The organism is Rhodococcus sp. IEGM 1318, from assembly GCF_033142465.1.
Taxonomy (GTDB): Bacteria; Actinomycetota; Actinomycetes; order Mycobacteriales; family Mycobacteriaceae; genus Rhodococcus_F; species Rhodococcus_F qingshengii_B.
Genome location: NZ_JAWLSC010000002.1, coordinates 149,047 through 165,172, shown reverse-complemented (window position 1 = coordinate 165,172; position 16,126 = coordinate 149,047). Strand labels below are relative to the sequence as shown.

Below are 16,126 nucleotides of genomic sequence, written 5' to 3'. Positions count from 1 at the left end.
ACGTCGAATGCACTGTGGGGGTTGGATATGGATCGCCGGAAACAGCGAGCAGCAGGTTTGGCGGCGGGCGGCATCGTTCTGGCCGCCTTCGGATTGTCGCTCGGTAGCGGAACAGCTTCAGCTGCGACGTTGGATTGTTCGGCGCGCGGCCAAGATCAGACGATCGTCGAGGGGGCGTCCGCGTGCCGAGCGGTGGCAGATCCCTCCAGCCACGCGATTTCACACGTGGAGGGCGACGGCGTCGGCGTCGCGGATTCGCGAGACGGTGGCCGGTCGGCGGGCGTGGGACTCTTCGGCGGAGTCGCTGCGGCGGAGTCGCGCGGGGGTCTACTTGCCGCTGTTGCGTACGGTCCGGGTTCGCTGGCACTCGGCCGCACCGACTCCTCGCCCTTTGCCGTCGTGCTCAGTGGGCCTGGTGGCAGAGCGGCGGTGGGTGACGCGGACGTCGGGGCGATCTGCTCAGGTGGTCCCACCCTTGTTTTCAATATCGCCACAGGTCAGGGATGTTTCAGCGACGGCACTTCGACGTGGGTCACCCCGTGAGAGCACCCCGGTCCTGAACCCCTTGCGTGACAGTGGTCACAATGGTGTCAAGCTCCCGCCACCGATCCGGTGACCGGACAACTTGAATCAGTGGGGATCGGAGGACGCGATGACTCCCAACGCACGACGGGGTTCGCTCGCCCGGGTGGAGGTGCCTTCGCGTACCGAGCTGTACGTGGACCGGCGATTCCTTCCCCTGGCCGACCGCTTCTTCGCGATGTATCGCCAACCGCAACAAGGCGGCGGCGCGCTGGTCGTGTACCTGGGCGGCGAGAAAGTGCTCGACATCTGGGCCGGCAATGCCGACCGTGATCGGCGCTGGGACCACGACACGGTGTCGCTGTCCTTCTCGACGGGCAAAGGCGTAGCCAGCACCGTCGTTCATCGACTCGCCGAACGCGGGCTCATCGACTACGACGCTCCGGTTGCTCAGTACTGGCCCGAATTCGCGGCGGCTGGCAAGGACAAGATCACCGTCCGTGAACTGATGTCGCATCGAGCGGGCCTTCACCGCGTTCGCGGCCTGATGCCGCATCCCCTCGACCTGATGGACTACGACGAGGTTGTTGCCGCCCTGGCTGCCGAGAAGCCGGATTCGCGTCGGCTTCGAGGCCCCGGCTATCACGCGGTGACCTACGGGTGGTTGGTAGCCGAACTTGTGGCCAGGGTGTCCGGTCAGCCGTTCATCGACGTCGTACAAGCGGAAATAGCGAAGCCTCTCGGAGTCGACGAATTCTGGTATCGCGTACCCGAAACCGAGCGTCCACGAATCGCGAAGCTGTTCCCACACATCAACCCTGCGGGCCTGAACTGGGCCTTCGCTTCTACCGTGCTCTCACACGTAGGTCCGACTCGCGGACTTGCGGAGGCCGCGATGCCCGACGGTTTCGACGTCATGGTGCGCAACCCGGCTGTCCACGACGCCGTCATGCCGGGCTGGAACGGAGTGTTCAGCGCGCGTGCTCTCGCGAAGATGTACGGCGCCATTGCGAACGGCGGCGTGATCGACGGGAAGCGGTTCCTGAAGGAATCGACCATCGACCAGATGTCGACCATCCAGACTCGCGATCGGGACTACGTGCTGGCGGTGCGGCCCAACTGGACTCTCGGTTACCACCCGCCGATCATCGCTGCGCGGCGGCAGCCGCGTAATGCGATAGGCCACTACGGAGTCGGCGGTTCGGGTGCGTACGCGGATCTGTCCAGCGGACTCTCACTCGGTTTCACGACCAACAGGTTGGGTAGTGCTGTGACAGCTCTCGGTGATCTTCGCCTTGCGAGGCTCGGTGCCGAGGCGCAGGAGTTGGTTCGTCGAATCTGACACGAAGGGAATGCCATGAGCAGCAACGTGTACCGGGTGACCGAGATCGTCGGCTCGTCCACTGAGAGCAGTGATGCGGCAATTCGCACCGCCATCGCCCGGGCGAACGAGACGGTGCGCAACCTCGAATGGTTCGAGGTGGTGGAAACTCGCGGTCACATCGAGAACGGCGCCGTGGCGCATTTCCAGGTCACGTTGAAGGTCGGCTTCCGGCTCGACGGCGACGAATCTTGAGTCGTCATTCATGAGTGTTGATCTCAGGGCGGCCGTCGGGTTCATGGCGGGACATGCCAGGACTCTCGATCGGCATCGACTGAATTTGATTCTCGGACAGGGTGACCGGGCCGCGGCTTGTGCGGCCGTGGACGGTTATCGCAACCAGGACGGTGGGTACGGCTGGGGACTCGAACCGGATCTCCGCTCGGCAACCAGCCAACCTGGCGGAGCGCTGCATGCCTTCGAAGCCTTTGCGGACATCGGAACGCCGACGCCCAGAGCGGTCGAGCTGTGCGATTGGTTGCAGGCCAATTCGCTGGCAGGCGGCGGTTTGCCGTTCGCCTTCCCGATCGCCGACCCGGCCGGTTGTGCGCCCTTCTGGGTGGATGCGGATCCGACGACGCCGTCGTTGCAGATCACCAGCATCGTGTGTGCTGCAGCGACTCGCGTCGCCGAATTCGACGAGGCCGTTGCCGAACATCCGTGGTTCGCCTCTGCCGTTCGATATTGCCTCGACGCGATCGACGGGGCGGATTCTCTGCATGCCCTCGAGTTGGCCTTTGCCTTGCAGTTTCTCGACGCGGTACACAGCACGGCCCCCGAGGTGTCGTCGTTGGTGAATGCACTGGGTAAACGAATCCCGGCCGACGGCCTGGTTCACGTGGACGGGGGAGCCGAGGGCGAGTTCATGCGGCCCCTCGATTTCTCACCGCTTCCCGGTGGCCCGACCCGCGCGTTGTTCGAGGCATCAGTGATCGAGTCCGAACTGTCTGCGCTCGCTGCGCGACAACATGACGACGGCGGTTGGGCGGTGGATTTCGACAGCTATTCGCCCGCCGCTGCGTTGGAATGGCGAGGTCACGCCACCGTGCAGGCTGTATGGCTGCTGAAGCGCAATGGGGTGATCTGAAAACGATTCTCGCGCCAAATTGGAACACGTTATAGTCTGGGAATCAGTTCGTGCTTCGTGTTTCAGGGATAGGGGAATGTCATGGCGTATGTAATCACGCAGCCGTGCTGCAACGACGCCTCGTGTGTTGACGTGTGTCCGGTCAATTGCATTCACCCGACACCGGACGAAGCTCCGTTCGCGACCACCGAAATGCTTTACATCGATCCCGACACCTGCATCGATTGTGGTGCGTGTGTGGACGAATGCCCGGTCGAGGCGATCTTCCCGGACAACGAACTCGACGAGGACGACGCGCCGTACCTGCAGATGAACGCGTCGTACTTCGAGAAGCATCCGATGGGCCCGGATTGGCCCGAGCCGATCACGATGGCCAAGATCGATCCCGAACTGGGAACGCTGAAAGTGGCGATCGTCGGCTCCGGCCCGGCCGCCTGCTACGCGGCGATGGAACTGACCGGCAAGCCTCGCGTCGAGGTCGACATGTTCGATCGACTTCCCACTCCCTACGGATTGGTGCGCGCCGGCGTGGCTCCGGATCATCCCGGAACCAAAGGGGTCACCGATCAGTTCCGCGCCGTCGTCGCGAAGAAGACTGTGCGCTGCCACTTCAACGTCGAGGTGGGCACCCACATTTCGCATTCGGAACTCTTGGACCATCACCACGCAGTGATCTACGCGGTAGGCGCTGCCGGGGATCGCAAGCTCGAGATCCCGGGCGAGGATCTGCCGGGAAGTCACGCTGCCACCGAGTTCGTCGCCTGGTACAACGGCCACCCGGGATACGCCGATCGGACTTTCGATCTGTCCGGCGAGCGAGCGGTGATCGTCGGAAACGGCAACGTCGCACTCGACGTCGCACGCATCCTGGTGACCGACCCTGACCAGCTTGCGAAGACGGACCTCGCCGAGCACGCATTGGAAGCCCTGCGTGACAGCAAGATTCGTGAGGTCGTCATTCTCGGGCGTCGCGGGCCGGCGCAGGCCGCGTACACCAATCCCGAACTGTTGGCGCTAGGACAGATGGCGAACGTGGACGTAGTCGTCGACCCGGTCGAAGCCGAACTCGACGAGGCCAGTCGGGCGTTCGTGGACAGCGATGCCGCCGAGCCGTCCGTCCTGCTCAAGGTCAAGCAGGCGCAGGAATTTGCTTCACGTACCGCAGATCCTTCTCGCAAGCGGATCGTTCTCCGGTTCCTCACCTCTCCCGTCGAGATCCTCGGCGACGGTGCAGTCTCACAGGTGCGGATCGTGAAAAACGAATTGGTGGCAACGCCGACCGGTCAGCTCTCCGCCCGGCCCACCGAAACCGAGGAGACGATCGACACTTCACTGGTGCTTCGGTCGGTTGGATACCGCGGCACACCGATGGCCGACTTGCCTTTCGACGACGCTCGCGGCGTGATCCCCAACGAGAACGGCAGAGTGATCGACACCGAGACCGGCACGCCGATCCCGGGTGTCTACGTCGCGGGTTGGATCAAGCGCGGACCGACTGGCGTGATCGGCACCAACAAGTACTGCTCCGCCGAGACCGTGTCGATGATCTTCGACGACTTCGCTGGTGGACGCCTCGCCACCCCCGCCGAGGATGCCGACAAGTTGCAGGTTTTGTTGGCAGACCGGTCGCCGGATCAGGTGGACTATCAAGGGTGGCAGCGTATCGACAAGGCAGAACGCGCATCCGGTGCCGCCGCCGGGCGACCGCGAACCAAACTCATCTCCATCGAATCCATGTTGGCGGCTGCCCGCAGCGAGGGATAGCAACATTTGGGCGAACATCCGAATTGCTCGATTGCCGCTTTTGTGTGTTAATGACTATGGAAATGTGCGGTTTGCTCTCTTTGGCGTGCTCGGGTGTGTAGGTGTGCTCCCAGCGGGTGCGTCCGAATGGTGCATCGGCATCGGTACCAGGCGGGTATCGATGCCGGCCGCGCAAAATCCACGTGAGTACGTGGTCAGTCGAGCGAAGGTAGTGACATGGGCAGCAAACAGGGTCGTCGGACGTCACGGGTTGCCGTGGCAATCGTCGGAGCGGTGGCTGCCGGCCTTGCTCTCGCCGGACCTTCCGCGGCCGTTCCTCTCTTCCCCGGTGGACCGGACATTCCTTTGCCCGTCATTCCAGGGGTGCCGTATCTCGACCCGGCGATTCCGGTTCCGGGCATCCCGGGTACACCGATTCAGGCGCCCATCGGCGCTCCCAACTTCTCCGCGCTTTCGCTCAACCCGTCTGCCGGTGAGACAGTCGGTATCGCACAGCCGATCATCATTCGTTTCAACGAGGCAGTCGGCGACCGTGCCACGGCCGAACGCGCTATTCGCGTAACCACCGATCCTCCGGTCGAGGGCAGCTTCTACTGGATCAACGACAGCCAGGTCCGTTGGAAGCCGGCACAGTTCTGGCCGGCGAACATCTCCGTGACCGTCGACGCCGGTGATTCGCACTCCACGTTCAACATCGGTGATGCGCTCGTCACCGTCGCGGACGACAACACCAAGCAGGTCACCGTCACCCGCAACGGCGAGGTTGTGCGCACCATGCCGACGTCGTTCGGCAAGCCGGGCCACGAAACACCGAACGGCACGTACATCGTCGGCGAGCAGCTGCGCGACATGTACATGGATTCGTCCACGTACGGAGTTCCGATCGATTCTCCCGAGGGATACCGGACCTACGTCGAGTACGCGACGCGAATTTCCTACAGTGGCATCTTCGTTCATGCTGCTCCGTGGTCGGTTGCGCAACAGGGATTCACCAACGTCAGCCACGGCTGCCTCAACGTCAGCACCGAGGACGCCAAGTGGTTCTTCGAGAACGCAGGCAAGGGCGACCCGGTGATCGTGCAGAACACCGCAGGTGGAGTCCTCAGCGGCGCCGACGGATTGGGTGACTGGAACCGCTAGACACAGTCGACGAAGGCCCTGCGCGAGAAGTATTCGCGCAGGGCCTTTTTCGTGTCGCGTTCAGCTCGAGTGTCTTGTACGTTCACCATTCATTCGTTGCGGGCGGTCAGACTGCCTCAGTGAGATCGAGTCCGGAAAGAACGCTGCCCACTTCAGGCAAGCCAGGTCTGTGGGGCAGACCATGGCGTGACTACGCGCTCTTTGCGCTCTTGGTAGGTCCCAATCTCGCGTTGCTGATCTTGTTCACTTATCGCCCGCTGGTGGACAACATCCGACTTTCTTTCTTCGACTGGAACATTGCGGACCCGAAGGCGACGTTCATCGGGCTGAGCAACTACCGCGAGTGGTTCGGACGAAGCGGCACCTGGCAGATCGTCACCAACACAGTGGTATTCACGTTGGTCACCGTTGTAGGTTCGATGGTCATCGGTTTGGCGTTGGCCATGCTGCTCGATCGCAAGCTCGTCGGGCGAAACCTGGTCCGGTCGGCCATCTTCGCGCCGTTCGTGATTTCCGGTGCAGCGATCGGTGTCGCGTTTCAGTTCGTCTTCGACCCCAACTTCGGTCTGATCCAGGATCTCCTGCACCGTGTCGGACTCCAGTCGCCCGACTTCTATCAGGATCCCCACTGGGCGCTGTTCATGGTGACCGTGACGTACATGTGGAAGAACCTCGGCTACACGTTTGTCATCTACCTTGCTGCGCTGCAAGGAGTTCGGCAGGAGTTGAACGAAGCCGCCGAAATCGACGGCGCTAAGCCGTGGACCAAGTTCCGCCGGGTTCTTCTGCCTCAGTTGCGTCCGACGACGTTCTTCCTCTCGATCACCGTCATGCTCAACTCGCTCCAGGTCTTCGACATCATCAACGTCATGACCCGAGGTGGCCCGCTGGGGACAGGGACGACGACCATGGTCTACCAGGTGTACAACGAGACGTTCCGAAACTTCCGGGCGGGCTACGGCGCGACGGTTGCGACCATCATGTTCCTGATCCTGCTGATCATCACCGTCTACCAGGTTCGTGCCATGGATCGGGGAGAAGAAAAATGACAGCGGTAGAGGAAAAGAAAAGCGCTGCTCCGACTTCCGTCGTCCGGCCCGGACCGGACCGCAGGAACGTGGACCGGCGTGAGGTCGGCGTGAAGGTCCTCGGGTACGCGGCAATGGTGATCGCCCTGATCATCATCGTCCTGCCGCTCTACTGGATCGTGATGACCTCGTTCAAGGAGCGGCCGGAGATCTACACCCAGCCGGCAACGTGGTGGCCGTCGTCGCTGCATCCCGAGAACTACTCCGAAGCAACAACATCGGTCCCGTTCTGGATGTTTCTGCGGAACTCGATAGTCATCACGACGATTCTGTCCGCGGCGAAGTTCGTTCTGGGCACTCTCAGTGCGTACGGGTTGGTGTTCCTGCGCTTCCCGGGGAAGAACTTCGTCTTTCTCGGCATCATCGCCGCCTTGATGGTGCCGAATCAGATCACCGTGATCTCGAACTACGCACTCGTGGCAGAGTGGGGTTGGCGTAACACGTTCCAGGGCATCATAGTTCCGCTCGCGGGTGTAGCCTTCGGTACGTTCCTCATGCGCAACCACTTCCTCTCGATTCCTTCGGAGATCATCGAGGCGGCGCGGATGGACGGCGCCGGTCACTGGCGGCTTCTCTGGCGCGTGGTGCTCCCCGTTTCCGGACCCACGATGGTGGCGTTCGGCATCATCACGGTGGTCAACGAGTGGAACGAGTACCTGTGGCCGTTCCTTATGTCCGACGATTCCTCGGTAGCACCGCTGCCGATCGGATTGACCCAACTGCAGAACAACGACGGACTCACCAACTGGGGTCCGGTCATGGCAGGAACGGTGCTGACGATGCTGCCGATTCTGGTGATTTTCCTTGTGCTGCAACGACACATGATCAAGGGCCTCACCTCCGGTGCGGTCAAGGGCTGACAGTTTTCCCGTCACATTTCTTTTTCGAGGAGCAGCAATGGCAAACATGAACAGGCGCGGATTCTTGAGCCTCGGCGGTGCAATCGCCGCCGGCGCCGCACTGACCGCGTGCGCGGGTTCCGGCGGGTCGAGCGCTGATGCTGCGGGAACATCCGGTGCTGCCGGTGATTCCAACACCATCACCTTCTGGTCGAACCACCCGGGTAAGTCCACCGACGTGGAGAAGGAACTGATCAACCGCTTCCAGACCAAGTACCCGGACCTGAAGGTCAACTTGGTGGACGGCGGCAAGAACTACGAAGAGGTGGCACAAAAGTTCAACGCTGCCCTCTCCGGCGGAGATGTGCCCGATGTAGTTGTGCTGTCGGATGTCTGGTGGTTCAACTACGCACTGGCCGGAGCGATCGAGCCGCTCGACGGACTCTTCTCCGAGGTGGGCGTCGACTCGGCCGACTACGTCGATTCGCTGCTCGCCGACTACCTGTTCCAGGGCAAGCACTACGCGCTTCCCTACGCACGGTCGACGCCGTTGTTCTACTACAACAAGGCGGTCTGGTCGCAGGCCGGTCTTCCCGACCGTGGGCCGGCGACGTGGCAGGAGTTCGACGAGTGGGGACCAGAGCTGCAGAAGGTCGTGGGCAACGGCAAATTGGCACACGGGTGGGGCAACGCGAAGGATTACCTCGGCTGGACCTACGAAGGCCCCATCTGGACCTTCGGCGGATCGTACTCCGACCAGTGGAATCTGCAGCTCGACAACGAGAAGACCATTGCCGCAGGTCAATTCCTCTCCAGCATGATTCACGACAAGAAGTACGCCGCGGTCTCCACCGACATCGCCAACGAATTCGGTACCGGCATTCTGGCGTCGACCATCGCGTCGACGGGTGATCTGTCCGGCATCAAGAAGACTGCGAACTTCGACTTCGGCACCGCTTTCCTCCCCGCCGTGGACGGAACTCCCGGTTGCCCCACCGGCGGCGCCGGGCTCGCCATCCCGTCGAAGATCTCCGATCAGCGGAAGAAGAACGCGCTCAAGTTCATCGACTTCATCACCAATGGTGAGAACACGGCGTACTTCTCGCAGAACGTCGGCTACATGCCCGTCCGCAAGTCGGCAACCTCGGAGCCGAGCATGAAGGCGTTCCTCGACGCGAACCCCAACTCCCGTACCGCCGTGGATCAGCTTTCGCGTACGCGCTCGCAGGACTACGCACGCGTGTTCGTCCCGGGTGGGGATCAGATCATCGGCACGGGACTCGAGCAGATCGCTCTCCAGAAGGCCGACGTCGCATCGACATTCGCCGGCGTTGCCACCCAGTTGCAGCAGATCATCGACCGGCAGATCACCCCCAAGCTGCCGAAGTAGTAGGAGAGAGCACTCATGGCCAACGTGCAATTCGCGGGAGTCACGCACCGCTACGAAGGAACCGATCGACCGGCGGTCGACCGTCTCGACCTCGACATCGCTGACGGTGAGTTCCTGGTACTCGTAGGACCTTCCGGTTGCGGTAAGTCCACCAGCCTGCGAATGCTCGCCGGTCTCGAATCCGCGTCGGACGGCCGGATCGAGATCGGCGGCACGGACGTCACGCACCTCGCTCCGCGGGCGCGCGATGTCGCCATGGTGTTTCAGAGTTACGCGCTGTATCCGAACATGACCGTCGAGCAGAACATGGGTTTTGCGCTGCAGAATGCGGGAGTCGGAAAGACCGAGCGCCGAGAGCGGGTGCTCGAGGCCGCGCGGATGCTCGAACTCGAACCGCTGCTCGGACGCAAACCGGCGAAGCTGTCCGGTGGGCAACGTCAGCGAGTTGCCATGGGTAGAGCCATTGTTCGTCATCCCAAGGTGTTCTGCATGGACGAACCGCTCAGTAATCTGGACGCCAAACTGCGCGTCAGCACGCGGTCGCAGATCGCCGCCTTGCAGCGCCGTCTTGGCACCACCACGGTCTACGTCACCCACGATCAGGTGGAGGCGATGACGATGGGAGACCGCGTCGCGGTAATGCTGGACGGTCGCTTGCAGCAGGTGGCAAAGCCGCGGGAACTCTACGACAACCCTGTCAACACATTTGTGGCCGCCTTCATCGGATCGCCCGGCATGAACCTGATCGAAGCGCCGGTCGAGGGTACCGTCGCAGTGCTCGGTGACCTGCGGATTCCGCTGCCCACCGGGGCGTCCGAGCGGGATCGGGTAGTCGTGGGAGTCCGCCCGGAGTCGTGGGATCTGGTGGGGGCGTGGCGAAAGGGCTCGCTGGCCGTGGACGCCGACCTGCTCGAAGAGTTGGGCGCCGAATCGTTCGTGTACGCGAAGGGCGCTCCGGATTGCCAGTGGCAGAGCCGATCCGGCCGGATTGTCATCCGCGTTGACCGGAAGATGTCCGTGTCACCAGGGGAGTCGCTTCACCTGCTGCCCAAAGCAGGTGAGGTGTACTTCTTCTCCGCGGAGACCGGGGTCCGTCTGTAGCGATACTGTGTGCGGCATGACCGTCGCGCGTTCGCTGTTGTTGTTCGTTCTCGCCGCGCTGCTCGAAATCGGGGGCGCGTGGTTGGTGTGGCAGGGAATTCGCGAGCAGAAGGGTTGGATCTGGGTAGGGCTGGGCGTCATCTCGCTCGGCCTCTACGGCCTGGTCGCGACCATGCAACCGGATGCCAACTTCGGCCGTATCCTCGCTGCGTACGGCGGCATCTTCGTTGCGGGGTCGCTACTCTGGGCGGTGGTGATGGACGGATTTCGCCCGGATCGCTTCGATATCGCCGGTGCGCTGATCTGTCTCGTCGGTGTCGGGGTGATCATGTACGCCCGGTAGGACCTTCGGCCCCGTGCGCGCTCAGGGAGTCCAGAGGGTCCTCGAGCGCGCACAGGGGCTTGCCCCCCCTGCTACCAGATCTTCACACGCTTCTCCGGCGCCAAATACAGTGCGTCACCGGGCTTGACGTCGAACTCCTCGTGGAACGTGTCGAGGTTGCGGACGACGCCGTTGCACCGGAACTCCGGCGGCGAGTGCGGGTCGACGGCCAGACGGCGAAGCGCTTCGGCCTCCCGAGCCTTCGTGCGCCACACCTGCGCCCACCCGAAGAACACGCGCTGCAAGCCGGTGAGTCCGTCGATGACCGGCGGTTCGGTACCTTCGGTCGCGATCTTGTACGCCGCGATCGCGATCGACAGACCGCCGAGGTCGCCGATGTTCTCGCCGATCGTGAACTCGCCGTTGACGTGGTGGCCTGGCAGTTCCTTCGGCTCGAATTCGTTGTACTGCTCGATGAGAGCCTTTGTGCGCTTGCCGAATTCGCTGCGGTCCTCGTCGGTCCACCAGTCGACCATGTTTCCGTCGCCGTCGTACTTGGCGCCCTGATCGTCGAAGCCGTGACCGATCTCGTGTCCGATGACGGCGCCGATGCCGCCGTAGTTGGCAGCGTCGTCGGCTGCCGCGTCGAAGAACGGTGGCTGGAGAATGGCTGCGGGGAACACGATTTCGTTCATGCCCGGGTTGTAGTAGGCGTTGACGGTTTGCGGCGTCATGAACCACTCGTCTCGGTCGACGGGGCCGCCCAGCTTGGCCAGGTCACGGTCGTACTCGGCGGCGTATCCACGACGGTAGTTGCCCACCAGGTCGGTAGCCGAGATCTCGAGACCGGCGTAGTCCCGCCACTTGTCGGGGTAACCGATCTTCGGAGTGAACTTCTCGAGCTTGGCCAATGCGGCCTCACGCGTCTGCGGGCTCATCCACTCGAGATCGGAGATGTTGCGGCGGTACGCCTCCTGCAGGTTTGCGACCAGTTCCAGCATGCGGGTCTTGGCTTCTGCGGGGAAGTGCCGATCGACGTAGAGCTTGCCGACGGCCTCTCCGAGCAGATCCTGAACAAGGCTGACTCCGCGCTTCCAACGCTCACGGTTCTCTTCCGTCCCGGAGAGCGTGGTGCCGTAAAACGCAAAGGTTTCGTCCACCAGGGCCGAATGCAGGTAAGGGGAGCGGGCATGAAGCACCTTCCACGCCGCCCATGCCTTCCAGTCGTCGAGTGACTCCGACGCCCATAGAGCGGTGAAGGTGTGCAGGAAGTCCGGCTGACGGACGACGATCTCGGCGAACTTCTCCGAATCGGCGCCGAGACCCGACAGCCACGCCGCCCAGTCCAACCCGGGGTTTTGCTCGGTCAGTTCCTCGAAGCCCACGAGGTTGTAGCTCAGATCTGCGTCACGACGCTTGACGACGTCCCAGTGCCCGGCCGCGATCTTCTTCTCGAGTTCGAACACACGCTGCGCGTCGTACCCGACGCCGGCGAGGGTGAACATCTTGTCGATGTGCGCGACGTACTTCTCGCGGATTTCCGCGTAATTGTCCTCGCGGTAGTACGACTCGTCGGGCAGGCTGATGCCCGACTGGCTGAAGTGAATCAGGTATCGCTCGGAGTTCTTGGCGTCGGTGTCGACGTAGTGAGAGATGGCGCCACCGACGCCGACGCGCTGGTGGCGTCCGATCACGGTGGCGAGAGACGAACGGTCCGGTGCGTCTGCGATGGCGTCCAGCTCGTCGTCGATGGGGCTGAGGCCCGCAGCTTCCACGGAATCGGCGTCCATGAAGCTCGAGTACAGGTCACCGATGCGCTGAGCATCGGTACCGGCGGCGGAGTTGGACTCCGCGGCTTCGGTGATGATGGTCTGTACGTCTTCTTCGGCCTTGTCGTAGAGCGTGCGGAATGCCCCGTCGACGGCGCGGTCTGCCGGAATCTCGTATTCGGCGAGCCATTTTCCGTTGACGTGGACGAACAGATCGTCCTGCGCCCGTGTGTCGCCGTCGAGGTGGGTGAGGTCGATGCCTGAGCGATGAGCCGTGGTCATTTCTCCATCCTTACACGATCATGACGAACTGCTCGGTGTGTGCATGATCGCTCCAAGCCCCAGTTCAACTATTGCGCTGGGCAACGTCGGTATGGCATGGCACGATCGATTACGTGACCAGCAGACCTGCCGCAGATCCGCACCTGCAGGACCTCGCGCGACTACGACGCGTGCGTGACCGTATCGACCGCGAGTACGCGCGGCCTCTGGACGTGGAGGCGCTCGCGCGGGGAGTGAACATGTCTGCGGGGCATCTCAGTCGTCAATTCCGCCAGGCGTACGGCGAACCGCCGTACGCCTACTTGATGACCAGGCGCATCGAGCGCGCGATGGCGCTTCTACGCCGCGGCGACCTGAGTGTCACGGACGTCTGCTTCGAAGTGGGCTGCAGCTCACTCGGCACCTTCAGCAGCCGGTTCACCGAGTTGGTCGGGGTTCCGCCCAGTGTCTACCGGCGCGAGGCCGAGCAGTCGACGGCCGGAATGCCGTCCTGTGTGTCGAAACAAGTCACCAGACCGATCAGGAATCGAGAAGCGCAGACCCCACAACCGCAATTAACGTGATCGCCATGGACATCACCATTCACTCGAGTTTCCTTCCGCAGGACGACCCTGATGCCGCCCTGAACTTCTATCGCGACACGCTCGGCTTCGAGGTTCGCAACGACGTCGGTTACGACGGGATGCGTTGGATCACCGTGGGGCCGCCCGGCCAGCCCGGCACTTCCATCGTGCTGCATCCGCCGGCCGTCGATCCCGGCATCACCGACGAGGAGCGCCGCACCATCATCGAGATGATGGCCAAGGGCACCTACGGCGGACTTCTCCTGGCCACCAAAGATCTGGACGACACGTTCGAGCGGCTTCAGGCCGGCGACATCGACGTCGTCCAGGAACCGACAGAGCAGCCCTACGGCGTTCGCGATTGCGCCGTCCGCGACCCAGCGGGAAACCTGATCCGTATTCAAGAACTGCGCTGAATTCAAGAACTGCGCTGAATTCAAGAACTGCGCTGAGACCGTCAACTGCGCTGAGACCGTCGGCGATCGACTGACAGATGGAGACACGATGACTGCCTTGCACACCGCAGACAGCCACGATTTGATCCGCGTGCAAGGTGCGCGGGTGAACAATCTCGAAGACATCAGTGTCGAGATCCCGAAGCGGAGGCTGACGGTCTTCACCGGCGTCTCCGGTTCGGGAAAGAGTTCGCTGGTGTTCAGTACGATCGCCGCGGAATCGCAGCGGATGATCAACGAGACGTACAGCGCGTTCGTTCAAGGATTCATGCCGACACTCGCGCGGCCGGACGTCGACGTTCTCGACGGCTTGACCACAGCGATCATCGTCGATCAGCAGCGAATGGGCGTCGACCCTCGTTCGACCGTCGGAACCGCCACCGACGCCAACGCGATGCTCCGCATCCTGTTCAGCCGTCTCGGAAAGCCTCACATCGGTTCGCCCCAGGCGTTTTCGTTCAACGTCGCTTCCATCTCCGGTGCAGGCGCGGTCACCATGGAGCGCGGCGGCCGTCAGACGAAAGAGCGTCGCAGCTTCAAGATCACCGGCGGCATGTGCCCGCGGTGTGAGGGACGAGGGGCGGTCAACGATTTCGATCTGACCGCGTTGTACGACGACACCAAGTCGCTCAACGAAAGTGCGATCACGGTTCCCGGTTACAGCATGGAGGGCTGGTACGGCCGGATCTATCGCGGCTGCGGCTTCTTCGATCCCGACAAGCCGATCAAGAAGTACACCAAGAAAGAACTGAACGACCTTCTCTACAAAGAGCCGACCAAGATCAAGGTCGAAGGAATCAACCTGACGTACACAGGTTTGATTCCGCAGATTCAGAAGTCGTTCCTGGCCAAGGACGTCGACGCGATGCAGCCGCACATCCGGGCTTTCGTCGAGCGGGCGATCACCTTCACCACCTGCCCCGAATGCGACGGGACGCGACTGAGCGAGGGTGCGCGGTCGTCGAAGATCAAGGGCGTCAACATCGCCGACGCCTGCTCGATGCAGATCAGCGATCTCGCGGAATGGGTCAGTGGACTGAAGGAACCGTCGGTCGCGCCGTTGCTCACGACGCTCGGTGAAACGCTCGACTCGTTCGTGGAGATCGGACTCGGCTACCTCAGTCTCGATCGGCCGTCGGGAACGCTCTCCGGCGGTGAAGCTCAGCGCACCAAGATGATTCGTCACCTGGGTTCCTCGCTCACCGACATCACGTATGTATTCGACGAACCCACCACCGGCCTGCATCCGCACGACATCGCGAGGATGAACGACCTCCTGCTGCGCCTGCGGGACAAGGGCAACACGGTGCTCGTGGTCGAGCACAAGCCGGAGACGATCGTGATCGCCGACCACATCGTCGACCTCGGTCCGGGCGCGGGTAGCGCCGGCGGCAACGTCTGCTTCGAGGGCACCGTCGACGGTTTGCGTGCCAGCGACACCGTCACCGGCCGTCACTTCGACGACCGGGCCGCAATCAAAGAGACTGTGCGCGAAGCCACCGGGGCAATCGAGATTCGCGGAGCGAACTCGCACAACCTGCAGGACGTCGACGTCGACGTACCGCTGGGCGTCCTGGTCGTGGTCACCGGTGTCGCCGGGTCGGGCAAGAGTTCGCTGATCCACGGCTCACTCGCGAAACGCGAAGACGTGGTGTCGGTCGATCAGAGCGCGATCCGTGGCTCGCGCCGGAGCAACCCGGCAACGTACACCGGGCTGCTCGACCCGATCCGCAAGGCATTCGCGAAGGCCAACGGCGTGAAGCCGGCGCTGTTCAGTGCCAACTCCGAGGGCGCCTGCCCGACGTGCAACGGCAACGGCGTCATCTACAGCGACCTGGCGATGATGGCCGGCGTTGCCACTCTCTGCGACGAGTGCGAGGGTAAGCGCTTCCAAGCTGAGGTACTCGAATACAAATTCGGTGGCAAGGACATCAACGAGGTTCTCACAATGTCGGTGGCCGAGGCCGAGGAGTTCTTCGGCGACGGTGAGGCCAAGACGCTTGCGGCGCACAAGATCCTCGTACGACTGGTCGACGTGGGGCTCGGGTATCTCACGATCGGCCAGCCGCTGACGACGCTGTCCGGCGGTGAGCGTCAGCGCATCAAGCTGGCAACACACCTGGGGGAGAAGGGTGGTGTGTACGTCCTGGACGAGCCGACCACCGGACTGCACCTGGCCGACGTCGAGCAGTTGCTCGGCCTGCTCGATCGACTCGTCGATTCCGGCAAGTCAGTCATCGTCATCGAGCACCACCAAGCGGTGATGGCGCACGCCGACTGGATCATCGACCTCGGCCCTGGTGCCGGTCACGACGGCGGTCGGATCGTCTTCGAGGGCACTCCCGAGGAACTGGTTGCCGACGGTTCCACCCTCACCGGAAAGCACCTCGCGGCATACGTCGGCGGCTGACCTGGCTCCTACT

Annotated in this window: 15 protein-coding genes; 14 read left to right on the top strand and 1 reads right to left on the bottom strand. The window is 62.6% G+C overall.

Annotated features, from left to right (window positions below; translation table 11 throughout):
• The first annotated feature begins 27 nt into the window (after nucleotides 1–27).
• The 11 genes from R4P65_RS05020 to R4P65_RS04970 all read left to right on the top strand — a co-directional run bounded on the left by R4P65_RS05020 (nucleotide 28) and on the right by R4P65_RS04970 (nucleotide 10,655).
• Nucleotides 28–543, top strand: a complete 516-nt coding sequence (locus R4P65_RS05020) for a DUF6764 family protein (RefSeq protein ID WP_317825670.1) — start codon at nucleotides 28–30, stop codon at nucleotides 541–543.
• Nucleotides 544–652: 109 nt separating this feature from the next.
• The gene (locus R4P65_RS05015; RefSeq protein WP_317825669.1) at nucleotides 653–1,864 is read left to right on the top strand and encodes a serine hydrolase domain-containing protein; all 1,212 of its coding nucleotides are present in this window, start codon (nucleotides 653–655) and stop codon (nucleotides 1,862–1,864) included.
• A gap of 15 nt (nucleotides 1,865–1,879) precedes the next feature.
• Nucleotides 1,880–2,098, top strand: coding sequence for a dodecin (locus R4P65_RS05010; RefSeq protein ID WP_003939815.1), 219 nt, complete (start codon nucleotides 1,880–1,882; stop codon nucleotides 2,096–2,098).
• A 10-nt stretch (nucleotides 2,099–2,108) separates the two neighbouring features.
• The gene (locus R4P65_RS05005; RefSeq protein WP_317825668.1) at nucleotides 2,109–2,990 is read left to right on the top strand and encodes a hypothetical protein; all 882 of its coding nucleotides are present in this window, start codon (nucleotides 2,109–2,111) and stop codon (nucleotides 2,988–2,990) included.
• Nucleotides 2,991–3,071: 81 nt separating this feature from the next.
• Nucleotides 3,072–4,754, top strand: a complete 1,683-nt coding sequence (locus R4P65_RS05000; protein ID WP_317825667.1) for an FAD-dependent oxidoreductase — start codon at nucleotides 3,072–3,074, stop codon at nucleotides 4,752–4,754.
• Nucleotides 4,755–4,970: 216 nt separating this feature from the next.
• Nucleotides 4,971–5,894 (top strand): L,D-transpeptidase, encoded by a 924-nt coding sequence (locus R4P65_RS04995; protein WP_317825666.1) that lies wholly within the window; start codon nucleotides 4,971–4,973, stop codon nucleotides 5,892–5,894.
• A gap of 74 nt (nucleotides 5,895–5,968) precedes the next feature.
• On the top strand, nucleotides 5,969–6,943 hold the full coding sequence (locus tag R4P65_RS04990; RefSeq protein ID WP_317825665.1) for a sugar ABC transporter permease: 975 nt from the start codon (nucleotides 5,969–5,971) through the stop codon (nucleotides 6,941–6,943).
• Nucleotides 6,940–7,842, top strand: coding sequence for a carbohydrate ABC transporter permease (locus R4P65_RS04985; RefSeq protein WP_124567764.1), 903 nt, complete (start codon nucleotides 6,940–6,942; stop codon nucleotides 7,840–7,842). The genes R4P65_RS04990 and R4P65_RS04985 overlap by 4 nt, the downstream gene beginning before the upstream one ends.
• A 37-nt stretch (nucleotides 7,843–7,879) precedes the next feature.
• Nucleotides 7,880–9,211: an ABC transporter substrate-binding protein gene (locus tag R4P65_RS04980; protein ID WP_214883217.1), complete on the top strand. Its 1,332-nt coding sequence runs from the start codon at nucleotides 7,880–7,882 to the stop codon at nucleotides 9,209–9,211.
• Nucleotides 9,212–9,226: 15 nt separating this feature from the next.
• The gene (locus R4P65_RS04975) at nucleotides 9,227–10,312 is read left to right on the top strand and encodes a sn-glycerol-3-phosphate ABC transporter ATP-binding protein UgpC (RefSeq protein ID WP_317825664.1); all 1,086 of its coding nucleotides are present in this window, start codon (nucleotides 9,227–9,229) and stop codon (nucleotides 10,310–10,312) included.
• A 16-nt stretch (nucleotides 10,313–10,328) separates the two neighbouring features.
• Nucleotides 10,329–10,655 carry a YnfA family protein gene (locus R4P65_RS04970; RefSeq protein WP_070795706.1) on the top strand — a complete coding sequence of 109 codons (327 nt, stop codon included), beginning with the start codon at nucleotides 10,329–10,331 and terminating at the stop codon, nucleotides 10,653–10,655.
• 71 nt (nucleotides 10,656–10,726) lie between these two features.
• Here the strand turns inward: R4P65_RS04970 and R4P65_RS04965 are convergent, their stop codons facing one another.
• Nucleotides 10,727–12,685: a M13 family metallopeptidase gene (locus R4P65_RS04965; RefSeq protein ID WP_317825663.1), complete on the bottom strand. Its 1,959-nt coding sequence runs from the start codon at nucleotides 12,683–12,685 to the stop codon at nucleotides 10,727–10,729.
• A gap of 113 nt (nucleotides 12,686–12,798) precedes the next feature.
• Between R4P65_RS04965 and R4P65_RS04960 the strand changes: the two genes are divergently transcribed.
• The 3 genes from R4P65_RS04960 (at nucleotide 12,799) to R4P65_RS04950 (ending at nucleotide 16,113) form a co-directional block, all read left to right on the top strand.
• The gene (locus R4P65_RS04960) at nucleotides 12,799–13,248 is read left to right on the top strand and encodes a helix-turn-helix transcriptional regulator (protein ID WP_230815428.1); all 450 of its coding nucleotides are present in this window, start codon (nucleotides 12,799–12,801) and stop codon (nucleotides 13,246–13,248) included.
• Nucleotides 13,249–13,253: 5 nt separating this feature from the next.
• A complete protein-coding gene (locus tag R4P65_RS04955; protein ID WP_209909792.1) occupies nucleotides 13,254–13,664 on the top strand; it encodes a VOC family protein in 411 nt (136 codons plus the stop codon).
• Between the two features lie 88 nt (nucleotides 13,665–13,752).
• The gene (locus R4P65_RS04950) at nucleotides 13,753–16,113 is read left to right on the top strand and encodes an excinuclease ABC subunit UvrA (RefSeq protein ID WP_317825662.1); all 2,361 of its coding nucleotides are present in this window, start codon (nucleotides 13,753–13,755) and stop codon (nucleotides 16,111–16,113) included.
• Nucleotides 16,114–16,126 lie beyond the last annotated feature (13 nt).